This is a genomic window from Sulfuricaulis sp. (assembly GCF_041499725.1).
Taxonomy (GTDB): domain Bacteria; phylum Pseudomonadota; class Gammaproteobacteria; order Acidiferrobacterales; family Sulfurifustaceae; genus Sulfuricaulis.
The window spans coordinates 1-19922 of sequence record NZ_JBGQKW010000049.1 but is presented as its reverse complement, the minus strand read 5'-3'; the positions used below and the strand labels follow the sequence as shown (position 1 = coordinate 19922).

Here is a 19922-nt window from a genome sequence, read left to right as displayed (position 1 = left end):
TTGCCGGTGGCGGTGCGATAAAATTTTATCGCCTCGATCTTGTTACCCGAATAGACGGCATTGCTGACAGTCGTCAGTTTTTCCGGAGTCAGTTCATTCGCCATGGTTCGTCGCCTTTGCGCTTCAGGGTTACATCAGCCGAGTCGCTGCCAGTACGGCCCCGGACAATCCTGCTTCCGGCTTGGTCACCACCCTTACCGGAATGGCGGCGGCATACGACTGCATCCTGCCCTTGTTCAGGAACGCCCGCATGAACCGGCCATTGGTCAACCTTGAGATGATTTTCGGCGCGATGCCGCCGGCGATATAAACGCCGCCGGTTGCGCCGGCGGTGAGCGCGAGGTTGCCCGACTGGGCGCCATAGATGTCGACGAACAAATCCAGCGCCTGGTTAGCGAGCGGATCATTCCGTTCCAGCGCGGCCTGCGCGATGGCCGCGGCTGGATCGTCGGCCTGCATGGCCTTGGCGACCGCGGGGGATTCCGGCGTCCCCCCGCGCGCTTTCAGAAAATCATAAAGCTGCGCCAGACCGTGACCGGACAGAACCAGTTCCCAGGAAGTACGACCGACGGCTTTCAGCAGATAGCGCGTCAGTTCAATCTGCGATTCGTTCACGGGCGCAAAATTGGCATGCCCACCTTCGGTGGCGACGGGCTCGTAATGATCCCGATTCCAGATGAGTATGCCCTGCCCCAGACCGGTGCCGGCGCCGATGACCGCGCGCGGGCCGTGTTCCACCGGGTCGCCCGGCTGCAACACCACCATATCTTTCGCGCCAAGCGTTTCGATGCCGTAACCGACGGCCTGAAAATCGTTGATGAGGCGCACTCGGGGAAATCCAAACTCGCGCTTCAGGTCCTGGCTGTGGATCGACCACGGCAGGTTGGTGACCTTGACGCTCTGGTCGGCGGTGGTTCCCTTGATCGGCCCCGCGACACCGAGACAGACGGCCTCGACGGTTTGCTTCTCTTCCTGCTTCAGGAATTCACGGAGAATGGACGACAAGCCGTCATGCAGCCCGCTGTCGAAGCGCTGCTCGCGGACGGCGCGACACACGCCCGTCTCGCAGTCCACGATTTGCAGCAGTGTCTTGGTCCCGCCGATGTCGCCCGCCAGCACGCGCATTGCCATTCATCCTTGGTGTCGCGAACAGGACATCACATTGTGAGGATGATGGCAAGATTGTTATACTGGCAGGCATCAAGCCGGGGTGGCGGAACTGGTAGACGCGCCAGACTCAAAATCTGGTGGGAGCGATCCCGTGTCGGTTCGATTCCGACCCTCGGTACCAATCACTTCTTACCGAATCAGGCACTTGCGACGTATGACCATTGTTGGCGCAAGAGTTCCTGCGGTTATTTTTCGGTACTACGCGATTATTTGCCGGTACAAATCTGGGACAAGGCGATGACGCCGCGTGGCGCAAAGACAGCTCGCCTGTCTAAGAGCGGTCATCGAGAAATTGGACGTGCTAACGGGCAACTTCGGCCAAGTGCGGACGGTGAGGGTCGTCGTCTATTTTCCCGGCAACAAGCCATTCGGAGCATGCTGTCGCCGCGATTACGCAGATACGGGCGCCACCGCCAAACCGACACCTGACAATCTCTCAGCGGAGCCAGTCCGCCGGCTCCTGCGCCCAACCGTGTTCGCGGTTATGGACGTTGCTTGCTCATCCGGTGGTATTGATCAACGGCGACGCCGTTGATTTGACTTGCGGCAAGGAATCGGCGAGGCCATCCTGCAACATTTAGCCATTCAAAATCGTCGGAGTCATTGACAATGAACCCCATGAAATACCTTCCGAAATCAGCAATCGCCGTGTCGACAGCAGTCTTGGCATTCGCAACCCTTATCTTCGTCCCAGTCGTGCCAGCCATGGCCGCCGTAAGCTTCAATGGTCAAGTCCTCGGTGGTGGCGCCTCAATCGCCGGCTCGACAGTTACCTTGTGGGCCGCGAGCGCAGGGGCACCGAAGGAGCTCGCCCAGGCAATGACCGGCGCTGATGGCCAGTTCCGTATGACGATTCCCGATGCCACCGGCGCGGACACAAGCCTTTACTTGGTCGCCAAGCGTGGACAGGCATTGACCGACAAGACAGACAGCGACAACGACGGCATCGCGCTGATAACGGTGCTGGGCAATAAACCGCCTTCCCGCGTCGTGATCAACGAGATGACGACCATCGCCTCGGTGTGGACACACGCGCAGTTCGTCGACGGCGCCGCGATTAAAGGGCACGCACTCGGTCTGACGATCGCCGCGGGTAACGTGCGTAACTTGGTGGACCTCGAAACGGGCGGGCTAGGCCCGGTGATTCAAGATCCGCTCAACAGTTCGCAGACGGCGACGCTCGCGACATTCAATACGCTGGCGAATTTGCTGACGGGCTGTATCACGCGGGTCCACGGCGACGCGTGCAACCAGTTCTTCGCCGTCGCCACGCCTCCCGGTGGCGTTGCGCCCACCGACACGCTCACGGCGGCGCAGAACATCGCGCGCAACCCATCGAATCAAGCGCAGCAACTCTTCGCGCTGCTAGATGCGTTCTATCCCGTCCCCGCCGGGAAGCGTTGGCGCCCGGTGCCCTTCATCCCTTACCTCAGCTTCGCGCCGGGCGCGTGGACTCTGTCCCTGGTCTATGCCGGCGCTGGAATGAACTCGATGGGTGGCATCGCCTTTGATGGAGAGGGCAACATGTGGGGAGGCGATAACTTCCTTGTTGGTGCGCAGTCCACGATCTACAACTCCTTCGGCGGCGGGGTTTCGAAGATCGCGCCGAATGGCAAGCCCATTTCGCCGATGACGCTCGGGTATCGCGGCGGCGGCGTCGACGGTCCCGGCTTCGGCCTCGCCATCGGCGCCGATGACAAGGTGTGGACCACCAGTCTCGCCGGCAAAACAATCTCCGCCTTCGATCGCAAAACAGGCAAGCCGCTTTCCCCCGAGACTGGCTACAACTTCGGCGGACAACTGGGTTCGATGCAGGGCATCATCACCACGCCAAATGGCGACGTCTGGGCGCTCGACAATGATAATGACCAGATTGTGTATCTGCCGAAGGGAGACGCCACGAAGGGGCGCATCCTGGGCCGCACCGTGAATGGCAAACCCGTGGACGGCACGCTCCAGGTCAAGGGGCCGTTCCACCTCGCTATCGATCAGCAGGATCGAATCTGGATCACCAATGGCGGCTCCGACACGGTGACGCGCTTCCCGGCGAGCAATCCCGGCAAAGCCGAGCAGATCAAAGTCGGGTTCGGCCCGCGGGCCGTCGCCATCGATAGCCTCGGCAACGCCTGGGTCGCCAACACCATCGGCCATCCCGACACGATGGAGAAGCTGGCGTTTATCGAGGCCAAGCTCAAATCGAAGGTCGAAAGCCTCGTCGAAGGCTCGGCGTCAAAGGACGACGCCCAAACCCAGATGTGGATCAACCTGGTTGATCTACTGGTCAAGTATCCCGGCGGCAACGTTTCCATGGTGCGGCCCGATGGCACCGTCCTGCCACCGTTTGATGGCGGGAAGAGCATCATTGCGCCTTGGGGCATTGCCATCGACGGCAACGACAATGTGTGGGTGGCCAACGCGACGGGCCACTCGGTCACGCACCTTTGCGGCGCGCGACCCGCGAACTGCCCGCCCGGCACAAAGACCGGCGACCCGATTTCACCGCCCGGCGGCTACATCGGCGGATTGCAAAATGCCATCACGGACGTCGCCATCGATCCCGCGGGCAACGTGTGGGTGCCGAACAACTGGGATCAGTATGACCAAGGCTTCAAGAAAGTGCCGGACCCGGCGCTGGCCACCCGCTTCGGCGGCAACGGCGTAGTGGTCTTCTTCGGCTTGGCAAAGCCGGTGAAGACGCCGTTGATCGGACCTCAGCGAGCGCCCTAGCGGGTTTCTCAGAGCACGGCGACGGCAACAATCATCGCGGCCACGCCGACGGCAGTCGCGTTGGCGGCTGCAACGACGCTTGCCGCATCGGCAATGTCCACCCACGTGATGGTGTTAGTCAACGACCGCTTGGCGGCATATTGAACGGCCGCTTCAGAGCGGATCAGACGGCTGATAAGGGTCGCCTTGAGGCGGTCAGGCGTACCAACAGCGGACACTGACACGCCTTCTGAAGGTCGGCTTTCCAGGCACGCGAACGTTCCTCAAAAAACACTTGATCACTCAGCGCGTCTTCTCTGACATCCATATCTTGATCAGCGACTGATACGGAACGTCGCGCTTGTTCGCCTCGATTCGGATCCGCTCGAGCAGGGCTAACGGCAAACGCAGCGGAATCGTTTGCGTGGAGGGCTTGAGCTTCGCAAAGCGCGCAGGTTCGGCCTTCGACCAATCCAAGTATTCGGTCGAATCGTGCGTTTGCCAGAACCGGCGTTCCTCGGCCTCCGAGCCAAAGCGCGGGATAATCTTAAGTTTCTTGGTCGCTAGCTTTTTGCCCATACGTAGCGCGCTCCTTTCGGTGCATGTTCCGGGAAGAAATCACGCGAATACGGGTTCGCCGTATCGGTCGTTGGTCTTCCCCGGCGCATTACGCGTTACGCTGCCTTCGGCGGCCGTTTGATTTTGATTTCTACGACCTTGCCGACGGCGCGCGCGGCCTTGATGAGCGTATCGAGCTGCACCGAGAGATTGTTCGGATCGAGGACTCGATCGAGTTGGGAGCGGCTAGTCGCCATCTTTCGCGCCATGCCCGCTTTGCCCAGCTTCGTTGCCTCCATGCCCTCGGCCAACTGCTCAGCCAAGGCACGTTTCAGCGCCTTGGCCTGCACCGCTTCATAGATGCCTTCCTCTTTCAGGAAGTCGTCGAAGTTAGAGCCGGTATGAGGATTATGTTTCGCCATGTCGCCACTCCTTAAAACGTTTTTCCGCTAGATCGATCGCCTCGCTCGGGGTTTGCTGGGTCTTCTTGATGAAGGCGTGCAGCAGTACCATCTGTCCGCGCACGACGGCAAACAACGTGCGCGCGACGCGATTACCGAGCGAGGTGCGCACTTCCCAAATCGAACCGCGTAGATGATCGACGCGGGGTTTGCCTATTGGCCACTTGAACTGCACGTAAGCGATGTCTTCGCCAATCGCTTTGCGGTCCTGTTTGAGAAGACCTTTCAGCCAGTCGCGTACCGGCTCGTTGCCGTTGGCGCTTCGGTAAAAAACGGCATTGAGCTTTTGCTGGCTGGCCACTTATAAAGTGTACCTTATACGGTACTTGTATGCAAGGGCATAATAAGCATAAGACCCTGTCGGTGGCGAATTGTAAAATCACGGCGCCACTTGTACCTAATGGCGAATCAATACTTGCTCCCATTTCGCCTGATCCGCAAGAGGCTCCGCGCACCAAGCCGAAGCGGCCGACGGGAAGCTCGCCAAATCATCGTCGCCACCGTGTGCCAGATTTGTGCCGGGGCGAGACTGGCTGAGACTGGTTTACCTAGGATTGTGACTGGGAATGGCACAGCGGCAAGCGATGCAAGTCATTAATCGGTAACGACTGGCTGTGCCCCCCATGTTTCTCAAAATCTGGTGGGAGCGATCCCGTGTCGGTTCGATTCCGACCCTCGGTACCATTAAATCAAGAACCTACAGCGATATGACGCAGCGATTTTCAGTCGCGCTTTTCGCTTTGTGCCAAGCGGGGATAGGAACCGTTCACGTGGATGCCGCATGGTGGCGAGCAGCGAGATGATTACGATTTCGCCAGGGACACGTGATTGGGCCAGGCACAGGGTGGTCCTCATCTCGGTTCGGACGAGCGGACATCGGTCGAAAGAGTTATCCTTGCAGTAATCACATTTCCGCGAGTCCGCCTATGACAACGATCTCTCCGAGCCGCAAGCTTGTCACGCTGATCAATGTCTTCACCGTCGAGCCCGCGAATCAGCGGCAACTCCTTGAACTGCTAGCCCGCGCGACCGAGACTTCCGTACGCCATGCGCCAGGTTTCATTTCGGCCAGCCTGCATCGGGGTCTCGATGGAACAAAGGTCACGATGTACGCCCAATGGCGCAGTGTCGAATACTACCAAGCGATGCGCGAGAATCCCGCGCCGTTGCCCTATTTGCAGCAGGCGCTCGCAATCGCAAAGTTCGATCCCGGAATGTATGAAGTCGTCGAAACCTACTCCGGAACTGAATCAGAACCCTAACCCTTCCATCGTGGGCGGGCGAGCCGCCGCTTAGCCGGCTAATGAGCGTCTGCTTTGCAGAAAACCATGCGAGCGCATTGACCGTGTGCCTGGCGAATTGTTAAATCACACCGCCGCCTGTCTTGGCCAATTGCCATGCTTGCACCACGGGACGCCGGTGCGCTGTCTTCCGGACATCAGTCCAAACCGGCCATCGATTCCGGAACCTGCCGGGCCACCGTTTCGGTCCATGCCGACCCGAGGGGCATAAGGCGGTAACTCGCGTTAAAGTCGGCGGGTTTCCGGACATCTTCGTTAGCCGAGACGCTGTCCCAATATTGTCCCGGGGTGAGACGGGGTGAGACTGGATATAAGCCAATTGAAATGGGTTTTGGGCGCGGGCAAGCGATACAAGTGATTGAATTTAAACACGCCCTACTTCCGCATATCCCACTCAAAATCTGGTGGTGGAAACACCGTGTCGGTTCGATTCCGACCCTCGGTACCAGACAGATCAAGGGACTACAGCGATGTGGTCCTTTTGATTTTTGGTTCCGCTTTCTGCTTGTGCCAGATTTGTGCCAGCGTGGAGCTGGGTGTGGCTGGAAATGCGAGATTTAGATAGGGTTCTGGCGCTGGCAAGCGATGCAGGATCACCGGCCTGCCGCAGTGGCCGCCTTGCAGCGGCGTGATCTTTGACTATCTATTTTTAGGTAGTACGCGCACCCCCGCAACTGAGTCTCTGTCCAGTCACTCGCTGAAACAGTCTGCTGAACTTTGATTTCATGAAAAAATTTCTCCGTATTACCAACGCCAGGGAGGGAACATTACGGATAAACGGCTGTCGTAGATTGCTGAGTGGACACGCTACTTGAACAAAGTGTTCCATAATTAATATTAACTAGCACAGGTAAAATCCCTTCTCCGTTTCAGCCATATGCCGCCTTATTTCACTAAAACATTGGTCATCACGTGCGCTGTCGGCGCGGCATTAACGTGCCACATTGCTTTCGCGGCCACGGCTGTCGAGGGAACAGTGGCGCCGGAAGACAACACACGAAGCGTCGCTCCCGCTAAGCCATCGCGTCCGTACAATTTGTTTATACCCGATGCCACTATTCGCGCTTTTCAAAAATCCCCGGAACGGGTTCCTGCTTGGTTTTCGCGATATCAAAGCAAACAAACATCTAACGTTGTTAATAACAAAGAGACAGAGAATGGTGCATCGTTCCCCGCTCCCGCATTGTTTCTAAGTCAGGAGGCACGTCCGACGACATCACTGATGATTGGTTGGTTACCGGCAAAAGCGGGCATGAACACACCCGGTCCATATCAACCCGACCCATATCAATATACCTCGACAGAAACGGAAACAGGCGGCTGTCAAACCGTGAACAGGACAGCCAGTAACGCTGTGGAAACACCCTACGGTGGCAGCAAAGGTCTGCATCTGCCCGCAGGTTGGTTACTGGGAATGTGCTTGCACTATTAGATATTCTCCAAAGCAGACATAATTTATCTTGTCCCTGGCTAATTAATACATGTACCCACTCGTCTCGCCCTTCGGGCCACGCTACACGCGTCTAAATCTGTTCCCGACAGATTTGTCCGACCCTCGGTACCCATCTCAACCCGCGGGGTGACGTGATGTATCCTGCGGGTTGCTGGCCGCCTCGATCAGACTCTTGATCTCCGCCAGTTTTTCCCGCGCCGCCGCGCGGCCGGCCGCGATTGCCTCCTTGCCGCGGTAAAATTCAACTCTGCCGATTCCGCCAACATCAGGCACCAGCATGAGATCCGGCGGGTTCCTGGCCGCGTGCAGGCGCACCATCTCCGCTTGGGTGATAGCCATCACCTGATCCAGCACCCGGCGCGCTGTCCACCACGGTTTCCTGTCCTGGGTCTTGCGGTAATTCTCGAGCTGCGCTTCGAGCCATTCCTCGAGTCCCTGCGTGCGCGCCATCCAGGGTTGCCGCAAGAGTTGCCGAATGCGTACCGGCAACTGTCCGGATTTTGGCTGGCGGACGCGCTTGGTCTGCTGACGCACGGCGAAATGCACCGCCACGGCCACCACCGGGCCGCCGAAGCGCTCGCGGGCTACGTCAAACGGCACGGGATTGAGCACGCTCCCGTCCACGAGCCAGCGGTTCCCGATGCGATGCGGTGCAATGATCCCCGGAATCGAAATGCTCGCGCGCACGGCATCCACCAATCCACCGCGGTCGACGATCACCTGTTCTCCGGTTTCAAGATCGGTGGTGACGGCCGCATAACCCATGGGGAGGTCTTCTATATCGTGCGCGCCCAGCTTGGTATTCAGAAAATCCATGATCTTCCTGCCGGACACCAGGCCTCCGGTCGGCAGATCCGGCATGAAGAGCTGCAACGTCTGCTTCCAGTCGAAATCCGTGGCGAGACTCACCAGTTCGGCGATTGGCATACCGCTCGCCGTGAACGCGCCGATTTCGGCGCCGATGCTGGTGCCGACGACGGCGCGTACGGGAATGGAATTTTCCGCCAGTGTCTGTATGACACCGATATGCGCCAAGCCGGCGGCCCCACCGCCGCTGAGCGCCAACACAATGCCGGATTTGCCGTGAGTAAGATTATCCTGGGGTTGCATACCTGCGCCGATTCATGAATATTCCGCGAAGCGCGAAACTATCGAAGAAATTTACCGGACGATACCGCGTCTGAATAGAACCGTATAGCAAACCGATGAAATCTTCGCGGGCGCGAGCGGCGGGGCCTGTCCATTCGAAGCTAGGCGGTGGATCGTGTCTGGAGGATGTAGTTCAGAAACCCGGGGCGTCACCGGCGCCCTATTGCCGTGTGGGCCCCGGCCGTTCAACGAAACCCGGCCAAAAGCCAACTACTGAAATGCCGTGCAGGCAAGCCGCAGGTGTTCGCCCTGCATGGCACCAGCCGGTATGGTGACGGCGTATACGTTCGCGGCGGTTCCACATTTCCACTCGGCGGCGAAATCCTTGATGCAGTTCGGGGCCGCGTCTTCCAGCATGGCGGTGTCGATTTTGTATTGGCAAACGGCCTGTCCGTCGCAGGCACGCGCCACCTGGGACGTGGCGTTACCGGGTTTGGCGCCACAATTGCGTCCATAGGTACCGGCAACCACCTTGATTGCTGGCCTGACGTTCTCGGTTTTGTCGCTCGCCGCCGCCTTGTCCGCCGATCCAGCGCCGCCCTGTGATGCCACGGCTTGCAACACCAGTGAGCTGCTGGCGGGAAAATCGCGTGCGGTTCCGGCTAAAACGTCGCCCGATAGCCGGGCCGGCGCGGAAAGTCGCGGGCTCACGCTTCCACGTAACTTGTCCCGCAGATCTTCAGCATCGATAAAGTGCATGGCCAGACCCGAACCCATCAGCAGTATGCCCACCACGGTCGCGCCGATTCGGCCGATTTTTCCGGGCTCGATCTTGCCCTCGATCTTGCCGAGCACCGCGACCAGGAGAAAGATGATCGCGGCAAGCACAAACATGCGCGCCAGCGGGACATCAACCAGTCTCATCAGTATCTCTTGCATGCTCCAGATCCACCCTTGCATAGCGATTTACTCTCTCCCGCAAAGTTTAGAGCGGCATAGGCAGGCCAATCGGCCAACGGTCTGCCCAAGTTCACCGCTGGTCGAAGTTCCTCCCAAATACTCTTCAAAGCCCTGGCGAGCTAAGCAGACGTGCGTTAGGGCATCGGCGGTGACATACCCACCGCCGGAGACAAGTGGAATGAGTCAGGAAAGAACCGGGGAATACCTGTGAACCGACTGCTCAGGCAACTTGAACCGGGATGGAATTGCGCGTGTGGGTGATGTGGTTGCGGTTGTTGACGTACACAAGGCGCGGCCTGAAGGTGGCCAGTTCCTTTTCCTCGAACTCGGCATAGGCGCAGATGATGACGATATCGCCCGGGCTGGCCTTGTGCGAGGCGGCGCCGTTGACGGAGATGATGCCCGAGCCTTCCTCGGCGCGGATGGCGTAGGTCGAGAAGCGCTCGCCGTTCTTGAGGTTATAGACTTCGATGCGCTCGTACTCGCGGATATCGGCGGCATCCAGCAGGCGGCCGTCGATTGCCACCGAACCCTCATAATCGGGCTCGGAATGCGTGACGGTCACGCGGTGCAGCTTGGATCTGAGCATGATGCGGCGCATGAATTAATTTCCTCCAGCGAATACCCATATTATCGGGCCTAATTCGTGCGGATTCAAATAACTATTTCAGTTCGAATTCGATGTTATCAATCAGGCGCGTGCGCCCGAGCCAGGCGGCCGCCAGGACCACCAACCGGCGGTCCTCGGGCTGCGGAACGACCAGGTCGCTCTGCCGGCGCACGCTGACATAATCGGGTCGGAATCCGTGGGATTTGAGCGACTCCATGGCCGCTTCCTCCGCTTCCTTGGTCAGGCTACCGTGCCGCAGCACCCGGTCGCGCAGGGCGCAAAGCGTCTCGTACAATTGGGGCGCCGTGTGACGTTCGGACGCGCTCAGATAATTATTGCGCGAACTCAGGGCCAGCCCGTCCGGTTCGCGCACCGTGTCCACGCCGACGATCTCCACCGGAATGCCGAGGTCCGCGACCATGAGGCGAATCAGCATTAGTTGCTGATAATCTTTTTTACCGAAGATCGCCACGTCGGACGCGACCAGCGTAAGCAGGCGATGGACCGCGGTGGTCACGCCGCGGAAATGGCCGGGACGGAAAGCGCCGCACAGATCCTCGCTCAGTCCCGGCACTTCGATGACGGTCTGCGCACCGCGTCCGCGCGGGTACATGACGCTGTCCGAGGGCACGAACACCACGTTCACGCCGGCCGCAAGCAAGGCCACCTTGTCATGGCCCGGCGTGCGCGGGTAAGCATCGAAGTCCTCGTTCGGACCGAACTGCAGGGGATTGACGTAGATGCTGGCCACCACCGCCTGCGCGTGCTGGCGTGCCTCCTGCATCAGAAGAATGTGTCCGGCATGGAGGTTGCCCATGGTAGGCACGAACGCGATGCGCTTGCCGCCCTGCCGCGACTTCGCTATCTGCTCTCTGAGACCGACGGCGGAATCAACCGTGATCATGTGGCATGAAAACCGTGCTCCGGTCCGGGGAAGGCGCCGGATTTCACGGCGGTGATGTAGGCCTTCACCGCGGCTTCGGGGCTGGCCGCGTCTTGCATGAAATTTTTGGAGAATTTCGGACTCGGTCGCGGATAGAGACCGAGCATGTCGTGCAACACCAGTACCTGGCCGTCGCAATCGGGGCCGGCACCGATGCCGATCGTGGGAATCTCCAGGTCCATCGAGATGGTCTTCGCCAGCGCCGACGGGACCGCCTCGAGCACCAGCAGGCTCGCGCCGGCGTCCTGCATTACTTTCGCGTCGTGACGTATGCGTTCCGCCGCGGTAACGTCACGCCCCTGCACACGGTAACCGCCGAGCTGATGCACCGATTGCGGCGTCAGGCCCAGATGCGCGCACACCGGAATGCCGCGCTCGACCAGAAAGCGCACGCTCGCGGCCATCGGTTCGCCGCCTTCGAGTTTCACCACCTGCGCGCCCCCCTTCTGCATGAGACGTCCCGCCGAAGCGAAGGCATGTTGCGGGCTTTCCTGATAACTCATGAAAGGCATGTCCGTGACGATCAGCGCGCGCTCGACGCCGCGCGCCACGCAGCGGCTGTGATACACCATGTCGGCGACACTGACCGGAAGCGTGGTGTCGTGGCCCTGCATGACCATGCCCAGCGAGTCCCCGACCATGATCATGTCGACGCCGGCGCGGTCGAGCAGGTTGGCGAAACTGTAGTCATAGGCCGTGAGGCAGGTGATTTTCTCGCCGCGGCGCTTCATCTCCCGGAGCGTGCTGACGGTGACCGGCTTCACAGGCTGGCGGCGAGGGGGTTGAGGAAATGACGGCCGCTGCGGATCTTGCGGATGTGCGACAACAGCATCTGGAAATCGTCATCGTTATCGACGATGTTGATGCGCTCGGCGTTCACCACCAGCAGCGGCGCGGCGGTGTAGTGGTGGAAAAACTGGGTATAGGCGTCGACCAGAAGCTGCAGGTATTCGCGATCGATCCGGCGTTCGTACTCCACCCCGCGGCGGCGCATCCGTTCGTGCAGCACCTCCACCGGCGCCTGCAGGTAGATCACGAGGTCCGGCACCGGCAGGTGCAGGCTCATTTGCGCATAGACCTGCTCGTAGAGCCGCAGTTCGTCGTCGTCCAGGTTGGCGCGCGCGAACAGCCTGTCCTTGTCGAGCAGGAAATCGGCGACGTATCCATTGTTGAACATATCGCTCTGCTTGAGCGGCTCGATCTGACGCGCGCGCTGAAACAGGAAAAACAATTGTGTCGGCAGCGCGAACTGCTTGCGCGACTGGTAGAACCGCTCGAGGAACGGATTCTCCTGCGGCTGTTCCAGCAGCGGCTGCGCGCCGAACGCATCCGCGAGACGCATGGCGAGACTCGTCTTGCCCACGCCGATCGGACCCTCGACGACAACATAACCTGGATTGATGGTATTCATGTGCCGATGCTTCCCGCTTCTGGACCTGTCCCGTCCTCAAACATCCATCTTCTGCACCCGCTGACCGGCGCAACCCGCCAGCAGTTCACGCAGCGGACCGTGCCCCGGGATCACCAGGTCCGGTTCGAGTTCCGACAAAGGATACAGGACGAAAGCGCGTTCGTGGAGTCTCGGGTGCGGCACGGTCAGCGTCGCGCTGTGGATGGCCTCGACGCCGTATAGCAGCAGATCGAGATCGAGCGTGCGCGGGCCGCCTTTCTCGCCCCGGCGCTTGCGCCCGTGCTGGCTTTCAATTTCCAGTAGATCATGCATTAACGCCGCGGGAGCCAGTCCGGTACGCACGCGGCAAACGGCATTGACGAAATCCGGCTGATCCTGCCGGCCCACCGGCGCGCTGTGGTAAAGCGAGGAACAGGCTTCGACGCGCGTTTCCGCCAGCCGTGCCAGCGCCGCCATGCCGGCTCGTATCTGCGTCGCGGGATCGTCCAGGTTGCTTCCCAGGCCGATATAGGCGCGTGCGTCGCTGCGCGGCGTTTTACTCATGCCGCGGCGCCGGCGCGGACTTTGGCCGCCGGCGACGGCGGCGTTTGCGTTTGCCGGTGCCGGCGGCCGGCGCCATCTGCGCCGTCATGGCACGACGTTCGTCGTCTCCCGCTGTCTGGAAATGCGTCCACCAATCGGCGAGCGCCTGATCGGCTTCGCCGGTGGCGGCGCGCAACAGCAGAAAATCGTATGCTGCGCGGAAGCGTTTGTTTTCCAGGAGACGAAACGCCTGTTGGCCGGCGCGCCGTTCGAGACGATCCTGCATGCTCCAGATTTCGCGCATCGGCACGCTGAACCGTTTGGGGATGGAGACGTGCCGCAATTGTTCCCGGAGCACCTGGTCCGCGGCACGGAACATGGCGTCATAGCTGTTCATGCCGCTCGCAATCAACTCGCCCACCTGTTGTCTTACGGGCTCCCACAGCATGGCGGCGAACAGAAACGCGGGGGTGACCGGCTTGTCCTCGTTCACGCGCGCGTCGGTGTTGGCCAGGGCGCGTGGCAGCAACGTCACGGGAAATCCCTGTTCTTCGCGCTCGAGGCTTTTTTCGGTGAGCGGGAACAGATGCTGAAACAGTCCGTAATGGCGCAACAACTCGTAGGTCTCGAGCGCGTAGCCGCCGTGAAACAGCTTCAGCACCTCCTCGAACATGCGCGCCGGCGGTACGGTGGTCAAAAGCGGCGCAAGATCGCGGATCGGCGCGGCGGTCTTTTCCTCGAGCTTGAATCCGAGCTTGGCCGCGAAACGCACCGCCCGCAACATGCGCACCGGGTCTTCGCGATAGCGCGACTCGGGGCTGCCGATGACGCGCAGGACGCCACGCTTCAGATCCTCCGCCCCGCCGACGTAATCCATGACGCTGAAATCGCGGATATCGTAGTACAGCGCGTTGACCGTGAAATCGCGCCGCACCGCATCCTCCTCCTGGGAACCGAAGACATTGTGATCGATCACCTCGGCGGGCGTCTCGTCCTCGATATCCTCGATATCTTCTATTTCTTCGCCCTCTTCCCCTTCCTGCGGAATTGGCTCCTCCGAAGCGTCATGGGGAATTGCGCGGAAAGTGGCGACCTCGATGATTTCGCGTCCGAAACGCACGTGGACCAGCCGGAAGCGCCGGCCGATCACGCGCGCGTTGTGGAACAGTTTGCGGATCTGTTCCGGGCGGGCATCGGTCACGACGTCGAAATCCTTGGGTTCGCGTCCCAGCATCAGGTCGCGCACGCACCCGCCCACGAGCAGGCTGGCATAGCCGGCATCTTTCAGGCGGTGCAGAACCTTGAGGGCGTTTTCGCTGATCAGCGCGCGGGAGACGTGGTGCTGCGCGCGGGGAATGATGACGGGTTCGTTAATTGTTCTTCCACCTATCCGTTCAAAGCATGGCTTCCAAAGAATCTGACCAGTTGGTGCTTTGTCGGCCGGCACGTATAATAACACCGCTTACGGCGCCACGCGCCATTCCCTAACGCTCCCATCGTCTAGTGGCCTAGGACGCTGGCCTCTCACGCCGGTAACAGGGGTTCGAATCCCCTTGGGAGCGCCATACATGCCGTCCATGGCGTCGCCTCGTGACTTCGATTAGCCCCAGCCCGCACTTCTCGCTGCTCAATTATTGTTCGCTCGAAGTCTGGCCCGGCCATATCTGGCCGGGCGTTCGCCGCTTTCGCGGCTCACCCATGTACAGGCGCTAGACGGCGCGAAGGTTAGGCGGGGTTTCACAGATGCACTTCACGTCCATCGGCGCCGCCGAACGGGTACAACGGTTCTTGTTGCACCCTGGGCTACAACCACAATTAAGTGTCTTCGCGACAATTCTGCCAGGAGCAGAATTGGACAGCGGAGCGCTGCGACGCTGCCCTGGAGCGCGAAGCGCAAAGGGGCGAGCAAATTTCCGTGTCGCCTCCTTGGGAACGCCAAAAAAAACAGAAAGGGCCCAAAGGGCCCTTTTTTCATTGACCATCTCTGTCGCGCCAATTCAGTTTTCCAATGCGCCGGCCTTTTTCAGCAATTCGGTAATGCGGGTATAACCGCCGCGGATGGAGATCTTGACCGCCGTGTCGTTGCGTCCGTCCTTGGCGTTCACATCCGCGCCGTTGTCGAGCAGCATCTGAATAATATCGCTGTAACCCTTGTAGGCCGCCGCCATCAGAGGTGTCTTGCCGCTGATAGTCCGCACATTCACGTTTACGCCCTGGTTCAACAGCGACTGCACGACCGCGATGCGCCCTTTGAGAATGGCGGTGAACAATGCAGCCGCGCCGTGCGCGGTCTTGGAACGACCGCTCTTCTCAAGGCCCGTCGGCAACTTGAGCAGCCGGTTACTGAGCGAGATGACGATCATGGCCACTAATCCCAGCATGCTGATCTGGGGATCGAAACCGAATTCCTTGGCGATATCGCCCGGCACATTGGCGCCGGCGGCGAGTGCCACGATCACAAGAATGAGGGTGAATTTGAGATACCTGACCAGCGCCACGGCCACGACCGCAATCAGACCTCCGAGCAAATATCGACGGTCGAAGTTGATCCAATCCGTCCATGCGCTGGGCAGATTGGCGCCGATACTCAGGATAATGACAACAGCAACGAGACCCCAGTCACGCGGCGATTCTTTTAATATGACCACAACAGCTCTCCTCTGTTCTGATTCCTTATAAATAAAGCGATCGCCGCCGTCAAAAGGCTGTCCAGCGGCGCTTAGCCTTAAGTCTAGATGATTTTCCGCCGTGTGAAGCCCAAGGCTAATGCACAGCCGCGGCACTGAACATCGCCTAAACCGCTATCACGCCACGTAAAACCCGCCCCCCGCCGGCCCGTTTCACCTCGTTTCATTCATGAGTACGCGCCCCAACCAGCGGGCAATATCCCGGATTTCATCCGGGGCCACGGAGTGTCCGGTGGCATAAACGCGCCATTCCGGGGCAAGCCCGTGTACCTCCATGAGACGGTGGACCTTCTCGGCGGCGGCAAAGGGGACCATCTGGTCGTCCGTACCGTGCGCCATGAAGACCGGCACCGCGGCGTTGGCCGGATGAATCTCGGCCATCAAGTTTTCGGCAAACGGCACCGGCGCCGACAGGGACATGATGCCGGCCAACGGCTTCGGGGAACGCAGGCCGGTGTGCAGCGCAATGGCTCCTCCTTGGGAAAATCCGGCGAGCACAATTCTCTCGCCGGGAATGCCGCGCTGTATTTGCTCCTCGATCAGCGCCTGAAGAATTTCTTGCGATTCACGGATATGCTCCGGGTTCTGCTCAATACCGTGTTCTGTCATGGCGATGTCATACCACGCGCGCATGATGTAACCACCGTTGATGGTCACCGGCCGCAACGGTGCCTGCGGGAACACGAAACGCAGCGCGGGCTGCGCCGGCAAGTGCAGCTCGGGAACCAGACCTTCGAAGTCATGGCCGTCGGCGCCCAGGCCGTGCAACCAGATGACGCTAGCCAACGGGCGCCGCCCTGTTTCGATCACTACCGGAGATTCGTCGCGCGGGTGGATGTCCATGCGTGTTCAGTCTTCCCCGCGATAGATACAACCGGCGGTGCAAGTCTCGCGCACGACGACCTCGGAAAGCCGCGGCAACGCGGGTTTGAGCTGGCGCCAGATCCATCGAGCCAGACGCTCGCTCGTGGGATTCTCCAGACCTTCGATCTCATTCAGATAATGATGATCGAGTTGTTCATAAACCGGCTGGAAGGCCCGGGTAATGTCGGCGAAGTCCATGACCCAGCCCGCCTGTTCCTGCACCGGCCCGGTCACGCGTATCTCGATCCGGAAGGAATGGCCGTGCAACCGGCGACATTTGTGATTTTCCGGAACATTCGGCAGCAGATGTGCCGCCTCAACGGTGAATATCTTGAATATTTCCACGGGAATAAGCCGGTGTTAAAAATGACCGGACAAGTTTAACGGCTTTCCGGGTCCACGGGAACCACGCGGATCTCGCCGCGTCCTTTGGTCGGCGTTAGAATGCCCAGCAACTAAGGAAACTCTGATCAAGTCTCCCGTTCGCCCTGAGCTTGTCGAAGGGTGAACGGGAAATGCGGTAAATGTCAGGCGATTCGTCCGTTCATGGTTCGACAGGCTCGCCACGAACGGACTTGATCAGAGCTTCCCTAACTCTCATTGGTTCATCGCGTCGACAAAGGGATCATGGCCCAACCTCTTCTGCCACTGGTCGTCGAGCCAGCGGAGCTGGTCAGGAATCTGAACGCAGAAAACCTTTTGATTGTCGACCTGTGTCGGCCCGAAACTTATGCACAAACCCACGTGCCGGGCGCGGTACATGTCGACTATGCGCAAATCGTCGCGGCGCGCCCGCCCGCCATGGGCATGCTGCCAAGCGAAGCTCAGCTGTGCGAAGTGTTCAGCGGTATCGGCCTGACGCCGGACAGACATGTGGTGGCCTACGACGACGAAGGCAGTGGGCGCGCCTCGCGGCTACTCTGGACACTGGATGTTATCGGTCATTCACACTACTCGCTGCTGAACGGCGGCTTGCATGCCTGGCTCAACGATCGGCATCCGGTCAGTTCTGAGGAGGTTCGCCGGCCGCGAAGTCAATACACGGTGAAATTTCGCGACACAGCGGTGGCCGACAAGATCTACATCGTGAGTCACCTGCGCGATCCGAACGTGGTCTTCGTGGACACGCGAACACCGGCTGAGTACCGCGGTGAGACCCGGCGCGCCGAGCGGGCCGGCCATATTCCCGGGGCGGTCAACTTCGACTGGGTCAACGCCATCGATCAGACACGCAACCTGCGCCTGAAGCCGGCGCAAGAATTAAAGCAGGTCTTGTCGCAAATGGGGGTAACGCCGGACAAGGAAGTGATCGCCTATTGCCAGACGCATCATCGCTCGGCGCATACTTATATAGTTCTGAAAAACCTCGGATACCCCCGCGTGCGGGGGTATCCGGGTTCGTGGTCGGAATGGGGCAACAGCCCCGAAACGCCTATCGAATGAAAGGCCACCCGGCATCGTAGCGATGATCAGCCCACCGGTTGTCCACTCGCGTGAGATGACGCACCGCGCGATCGCGAACCAGAACAGCGTAGATGTCTCCCCCGTACACCATGGCCGCGGTTTCCCACCGTCCGGCATCGTCCGTCTGCGCGGATTTCAATGCCGTTATTTTTCTTTTTAACGCTTTCAGCCATTTCATTATTATCGACCCCCTTTTCCTCCAACCCGTGGTAATTCGGGCACTGCCAGATACTAATGGCAATTCCTGTGCCACACGTGAGAAAAAACAAGACACGCTCATTCGGCACGCTTAATTACAGGTCTTTTGGAAAATAAAATGAACTCGCCTGCCTGACTACAAGCAGTGATGAACGGTTGATTTGTAAGCGAAGGTTTACACAATTAAAACCTATAGACGCATCGGCCATGCAAATTTATTGTTCGCATTTTCTCCAATAATGATTCTTGTCGCTACTAATCAAGGATTTAGATAGAGTACCGAAAACAGATGCATGGTCTTTTCTTCATCCGGTAGAATGTAAAAAATCCCGACGAAGCATTCTCAGATTGCAAAGAGACATATTCTTATGATGAACAACACATGGATACTGGTAGCCCACCGGGGCGGCGCACGGCTTTTCGAAAACAAGGGCCCGGGCAAAGGCCTGAATCTCCTCCACGACATCCCGCATCCCGAGGGCAGACTCAAGAACAAAGACATCGGTGCCGACAAACCGGGACGCAGTATCGACAGCCACGGCCCGGGACGCCATTCACTGAGTTCCGAACAGGAACCCACGGCACATGTCACGGAACAATTTGCCAAACAGTTAAGCGCGATGCTGGATAACGGCCGCCACCAGCAGCTTTATGGGAAACTCGTGCTGGTCGCCGAACCGCGTTTTCTGGGCAGCCTGCGTGCCGCCTTGAGCACACCCACCGCGGCACTGGTGACGGCGACCGTGGGAAAAGACCTGGGAGGCGTGGAACTGCACAATATGCCCAAACATCTGACCGACACTATCCGGCTCTAAGCCGGCCACCCAAATCCGTTTCCTCCCGATTTTTTTTGCGGCGTGGCTGTATTTCACGCCGCGTCCGGGCTTGGCCTGCGCACGGGCACCCCGCAAAAACATCTACACTAAGAGGGAAGAAACCTCTTAATGCCGGGGCATTACCGGAAACAATGAATCAGCGGCAACGACTCGCGGAAGACCTCCTGCTGCTTCGGGAGCGGGCCTCCCAATACGCGCTGTATGGCGTCTTGATCGCCAGCACCAGCGTGGTCATCGCCACGCTGTTGGTGTGCTATGTGATGGTCGACGACATTACCATCGATGGCATCATTCTCGCCCAGACCTCCAATATCGCGCTGTGGACGGTGGACTCTATGCCGTTCGTGTTCGCCATGTGGGGGCAGTACGCGACCTTCCGCATGGCGGGCGAGGCCAATGATCTCGTTCAGCACAAGACGCAATCTCTGCGCGAGGCGCTGACCCAGGCCGACTTCACCAGCAAGGCCAAGAGCGATTTCTTCGCCAAAATGAGCCATGAGCTGCGCACGCCCATCAACGGCATCATCGGCATGAGCGACCTGATGCTTGAAACGAAACTCTCGGACGAACAGCGCCGTCATGCGGAAATCATCAAGTCATCGGCGAGCGGTCTGCTGACGCTGATCAACGATCTCCTGGACTTCTCCAAAATCGAATCCGGCAAGCTGGAGCTGGAGGAAATCGAATTC

General features: G+C 59.3%; 22 protein-coding genes and 2 tRNA genes. 7 read left to right on the top strand and 17 right to left on the bottom strand.

Features of this window, described 5'->3' with window-relative positions:
- Positions 1-129 precede the first annotated feature (129 nt).
- The gene (locus ACC569_RS09380) at positions 130-1131 is read right to left on the bottom strand and encodes a glucokinase (protein ID WP_372523254.1); all 1002 of its coding nucleotides are present in this window, start codon (positions 1129-1131) and stop codon (positions 130-132) included.
- A gap of 73 nt (positions 1132-1204) precedes the next feature.
- Between ACC569_RS09380 and ACC569_RS09375 the strand changes: the two genes are divergently transcribed.
- Both ACC569_RS09375 and ACC569_RS09370 read left to right on the top strand, forming a co-directional pair.
- Positions 1205-1291, top strand: a tRNA-Leu gene (locus tag ACC569_RS09375).
- Positions 1292-1779: 488 nt separating this feature from the next.
- Complete coding sequence (locus tag ACC569_RS09370; RefSeq protein ID WP_372523253.1) at positions 1780-3897, top strand: hypothetical protein; 2118 nt, start codon at positions 1780-1782, stop codon at positions 3895-3897.
- Positions 3898-3905: 8 nt separating this feature from the next.
- Here the strand turns inward: ACC569_RS09370 and ACC569_RS09365 are convergent, their stop codons facing one another.
- From ACC569_RS09365 to ACC569_RS09350, 4 genes are all read right to left on the bottom strand, one after another.
- A complete protein-coding gene (locus ACC569_RS09365) occupies positions 3906-4115 on the bottom strand; it encodes a hypothetical protein (RefSeq protein ID WP_372523252.1) in 210 nt (69 codons plus the stop codon).
- Positions 4116-4179: 64 nt separating this feature from the next.
- Complete coding sequence (locus ACC569_RS09360; protein ID WP_372523251.1) at positions 4180-4455, bottom strand: BrnA antitoxin family protein; 276 nt, start codon at positions 4453-4455, stop codon at positions 4180-4182.
- 95 nt (positions 4456-4550) lie between these two features.
- Positions 4551-4856 (bottom strand): Fis family transcriptional regulator, encoded by a 306-nt coding sequence (locus ACC569_RS09355; RefSeq protein ID WP_372523250.1) that lies wholly within the window; start codon positions 4854-4856, stop codon positions 4551-4553.
- Positions 4843-5196 carry a type II toxin-antitoxin system RelE/ParE family toxin gene (locus tag ACC569_RS09350; protein ID WP_372523249.1) on the bottom strand — a complete coding sequence of 118 codons (354 nt, stop codon included), beginning with the start codon at positions 5194-5196 and terminating at the stop codon, positions 4843-4845. Before ACC569_RS09350 ends, ACC569_RS09355 begins: the two co-directional genes overlap by 14 nt.
- Before the next feature lie 625 nt (positions 5197-5821).
- Between ACC569_RS09350 and ACC569_RS09345 the strand changes: the two genes are divergently transcribed.
- Positions 5822-6157 carry an antibiotic biosynthesis monooxygenase gene (locus ACC569_RS09345; protein WP_372523248.1) on the top strand — a complete coding sequence of 112 codons (336 nt, stop codon included), beginning with the start codon at positions 5822-5824 and terminating at the stop codon, positions 6155-6157.
- Positions 6158-7763: 1606 nt separating this feature from the next.
- Here ACC569_RS09345 and ACC569_RS09340 read toward each other — a convergent pair.
- The 8 genes from ACC569_RS09340 to pcnB form a co-directional block, all read right to left on the bottom strand.
- Positions 7764-8759 carry a patatin-like phospholipase family protein gene (locus ACC569_RS09340; protein ID WP_372523247.1) on the bottom strand — a complete coding sequence of 332 codons (996 nt, stop codon included), beginning with the start codon at positions 8757-8759 and terminating at the stop codon, positions 7764-7766.
- A gap of 249 nt (positions 8760-9008) precedes the next feature.
- Complete coding sequence (locus ACC569_RS09335; RefSeq protein WP_372523246.1) at positions 9009-9662, bottom strand: hypothetical protein; 654 nt, start codon at positions 9660-9662, stop codon at positions 9009-9011.
- Between the two features lie 256 nt (positions 9663-9918).
- A complete protein-coding gene (gene panD, locus ACC569_RS09330) occupies positions 9919-10299 on the bottom strand; it encodes an aspartate 1-decarboxylase (protein ID WP_372523245.1) in 381 nt (126 codons plus the stop codon).
- A 61-nt stretch (positions 10300-10360) separates the two neighbouring features.
- The gene (gene panC, locus ACC569_RS09325; RefSeq protein WP_372523244.1) at positions 10361-11212 is read right to left on the bottom strand and encodes a pantoate--beta-alanine ligase; all 852 of its coding nucleotides are present in this window, start codon (positions 11210-11212) and stop codon (positions 10361-10363) included.
- Positions 11209-12015 (bottom strand): 3-methyl-2-oxobutanoate hydroxymethyltransferase, encoded by an 807-nt coding sequence (gene panB / locus ACC569_RS09320; RefSeq protein ID WP_372523243.1) that lies wholly within the window; start codon positions 12013-12015, stop codon positions 11209-11211. Before panB ends, panC begins: the two co-directional genes overlap by 4 nt.
- Positions 12012-12662, bottom strand: a complete 651-nt coding sequence (locus tag ACC569_RS09315) for a deoxynucleoside kinase (protein WP_372523242.1) — start codon at positions 12660-12662, stop codon at positions 12012-12014. Before ACC569_RS09315 ends, panB begins: the two co-directional genes overlap by 4 nt.
- A 36-nt stretch (positions 12663-12698) precedes the next feature.
- Positions 12699-13205 (bottom strand): 2-amino-4-hydroxy-6-hydroxymethyldihydropteridine diphosphokinase, encoded by a 507-nt coding sequence (folK, locus tag ACC569_RS09310; protein WP_372523241.1) that lies wholly within the window; start codon positions 13203-13205, stop codon positions 12699-12701.
- Entirely contained in the window at positions 13198-14631 is a 1434-nt protein-coding gene (pcnB, locus tag ACC569_RS09305; protein ID WP_372523240.1) for a polynucleotide adenylyltransferase PcnB, read from the bottom strand. The genes folK and pcnB overlap by 8 nt, the downstream gene beginning before the upstream one ends.
- Positions 14632-14673: 42 nt before the next feature.
- Between pcnB and ACC569_RS09300 the strand changes: the two genes are divergently transcribed.
- Positions 14674-14749 (top strand) — tRNA-Glu (locus ACC569_RS09300).
- A gap of 432 nt (positions 14750-15181) precedes the next feature.
- On the opposite strand, the gene ACC569_RS09295 is transcribed toward ACC569_RS09300, so the two are convergent.
- From ACC569_RS09295 to queD, 3 genes are all read right to left on the bottom strand, one after another.
- Positions 15182-15832 carry an ankyrin repeat domain-containing protein gene (locus ACC569_RS09295; RefSeq protein WP_372523239.1) on the bottom strand — a complete coding sequence of 217 codons (651 nt, stop codon included), beginning with the start codon at positions 15830-15832 and terminating at the stop codon, positions 15182-15184.
- Positions 15833-16024: 192 nt separating this feature from the next.
- Complete coding sequence (locus tag ACC569_RS09290; protein WP_372523238.1) at positions 16025-16714, bottom strand: alpha/beta hydrolase; 690 nt, start codon at positions 16712-16714, stop codon at positions 16025-16027.
- Positions 16715-16720: 6 nt separating this feature from the next.
- Positions 16721-17080 carry a 6-carboxytetrahydropterin synthase QueD gene (gene queD / locus ACC569_RS09285; RefSeq protein WP_372523237.1) on the bottom strand — a complete coding sequence of 120 codons (360 nt, stop codon included), beginning with the start codon at positions 17078-17080 and terminating at the stop codon, positions 16721-16723.
- Positions 17081-17362: 282 nt separating this feature from the next.
- On the opposite strand from queD, the gene ACC569_RS09280 reads away from it, so the two are divergent.
- A complete protein-coding gene (locus ACC569_RS09280; protein WP_372523236.1) occupies positions 17363-18178 on the top strand; it encodes a sulfurtransferase in 816 nt (271 codons plus the stop codon).
- Here the strand turns inward: ACC569_RS09280 and ACC569_RS09275 are convergent.
- The gene (locus ACC569_RS09275) at positions 18168-18377 is read right to left on the bottom strand and encodes a hypothetical protein (RefSeq protein WP_372523234.1); all 210 of its coding nucleotides are present in this window, start codon (positions 18375-18377) and stop codon (positions 18168-18170) included. The two genes, ACC569_RS09280 and ACC569_RS09275, sit on opposite strands and share 11 nt — an antisense overlap.
- A 388-nt stretch (positions 18378-18765) precedes the next feature.
- On the opposite strand from ACC569_RS09275, the gene ACC569_RS09270 reads away from it, so the two are divergent.
- Positions 18766-19212: a host attachment protein gene (locus tag ACC569_RS09270; protein WP_372523233.1), complete on the top strand. Its 447-nt coding sequence runs from the start codon at positions 18766-18768 to the stop codon at positions 19210-19212.
- A gap of 152 nt (positions 19213-19364) precedes the next feature.
- Positions 19365-19922: histidine kinase dimerization/phospho-acceptor domain-containing protein (locus ACC569_RS09265; RefSeq protein ID WP_372523231.1), on the top strand; the 558-nt coding region annotated here is incomplete at its 3' end.

What these genes read in the sequence shown, in the direction of transcription:
- panC (WP_372523244.1), bottom strand. Translation starts at nt 11,212, where the DNA reads ATGATCACGGTTGATTCCGCCGTCGGTCTCAGAGAGCAGATAGCGAAG.
- ACC569_RS09275 (WP_372523234.1), bottom strand. Translation starts at nt 18,377, where the DNA reads ATGAAATGGCTGAAAGCGTTAAAAAGAAAAATAACGGCATTGAAATCC.
- ACC569_RS09345 (WP_372523248.1), top strand. Translation starts at nt 5,822, where the DNA reads ATGACAACGATCTCTCCGAGCCGCAAGCTTGTCACGCTGATCAATGTC.
- ACC569_RS09380 (WP_372523254.1), bottom strand. Translation starts at nt 1,131, where the DNA reads ATGGCAATGCGCGTGCTGGCGGGCGACATCGGCGGGACCAAGACACTG.
- panD (WP_372523245.1), bottom strand. Translation starts at nt 10,299, where the DNA reads ATGCGCCGCATCATGCTCAGATCCAAGCTGCACCGCGTGACCGTCACG.
- folK (WP_372523241.1), bottom strand. Translation starts at nt 13,205, where the DNA reads ATGAGTAAAACGCCGCGCAGCGACGCACGCGCCTATATCGGCCTGGGA.
- ACC569_RS09355 (WP_372523250.1), bottom strand. Translation starts at nt 4,856, where the DNA reads ATGGCGAAACATAATCCTCATACCGGCTCTAACTTCGACGACTTCCTG.
- ACC569_RS09335 (WP_372523246.1), bottom strand. Translation starts at nt 9,662, where the DNA reads ATGAGACTGGTTGATGTCCCGCTGGCGCGCATGTTTGTGCTTGCCGCG.
- ACC569_RS09280 (WP_372523236.1), top strand. Translation starts at nt 17,363, where the DNA reads ATGGCCCAACCTCTTCTGCCACTGGTCGTCGAGCCAGCGGAGCTGGTC.
- ACC569_RS09360 (WP_372523251.1), bottom strand. Translation starts at nt 4,455, where the DNA reads ATGGGCAAAAAGCTAGCGACCAAGAAACTTAAGATTATCCCGCGCTTT.
- ACC569_RS09290 (WP_372523238.1), bottom strand. Translation starts at nt 16,714, where the DNA reads ATGGACATCCACCCGCGCGACGAATCTCCGGTAGTGATCGAAACAGGG.
- ACC569_RS09315 (WP_372523242.1), bottom strand. Translation starts at nt 12,662, where the DNA reads ATGAATACCATCAATCCAGGTTATGTTGTCGTCGAGGGTCCGATCGGC.
- ACC569_RS09270 (WP_372523233.1), top strand. Translation starts at nt 18,766, where the DNA reads ATGATGAACAACACATGGATACTGGTAGCCCACCGGGGCGGCGCACGG.
- ACC569_RS09340 (WP_372523247.1), bottom strand. Translation starts at nt 8,759, where the DNA reads ATGCAACCCCAGGATAATCTTACTCACGGCAAATCCGGCATTGTGTTG.
- ACC569_RS09370 (WP_372523253.1), top strand. Translation starts at nt 1,780, where the DNA reads ATGAACCCCATGAAATACCTTCCGAAATCAGCAATCGCCGTGTCGACA.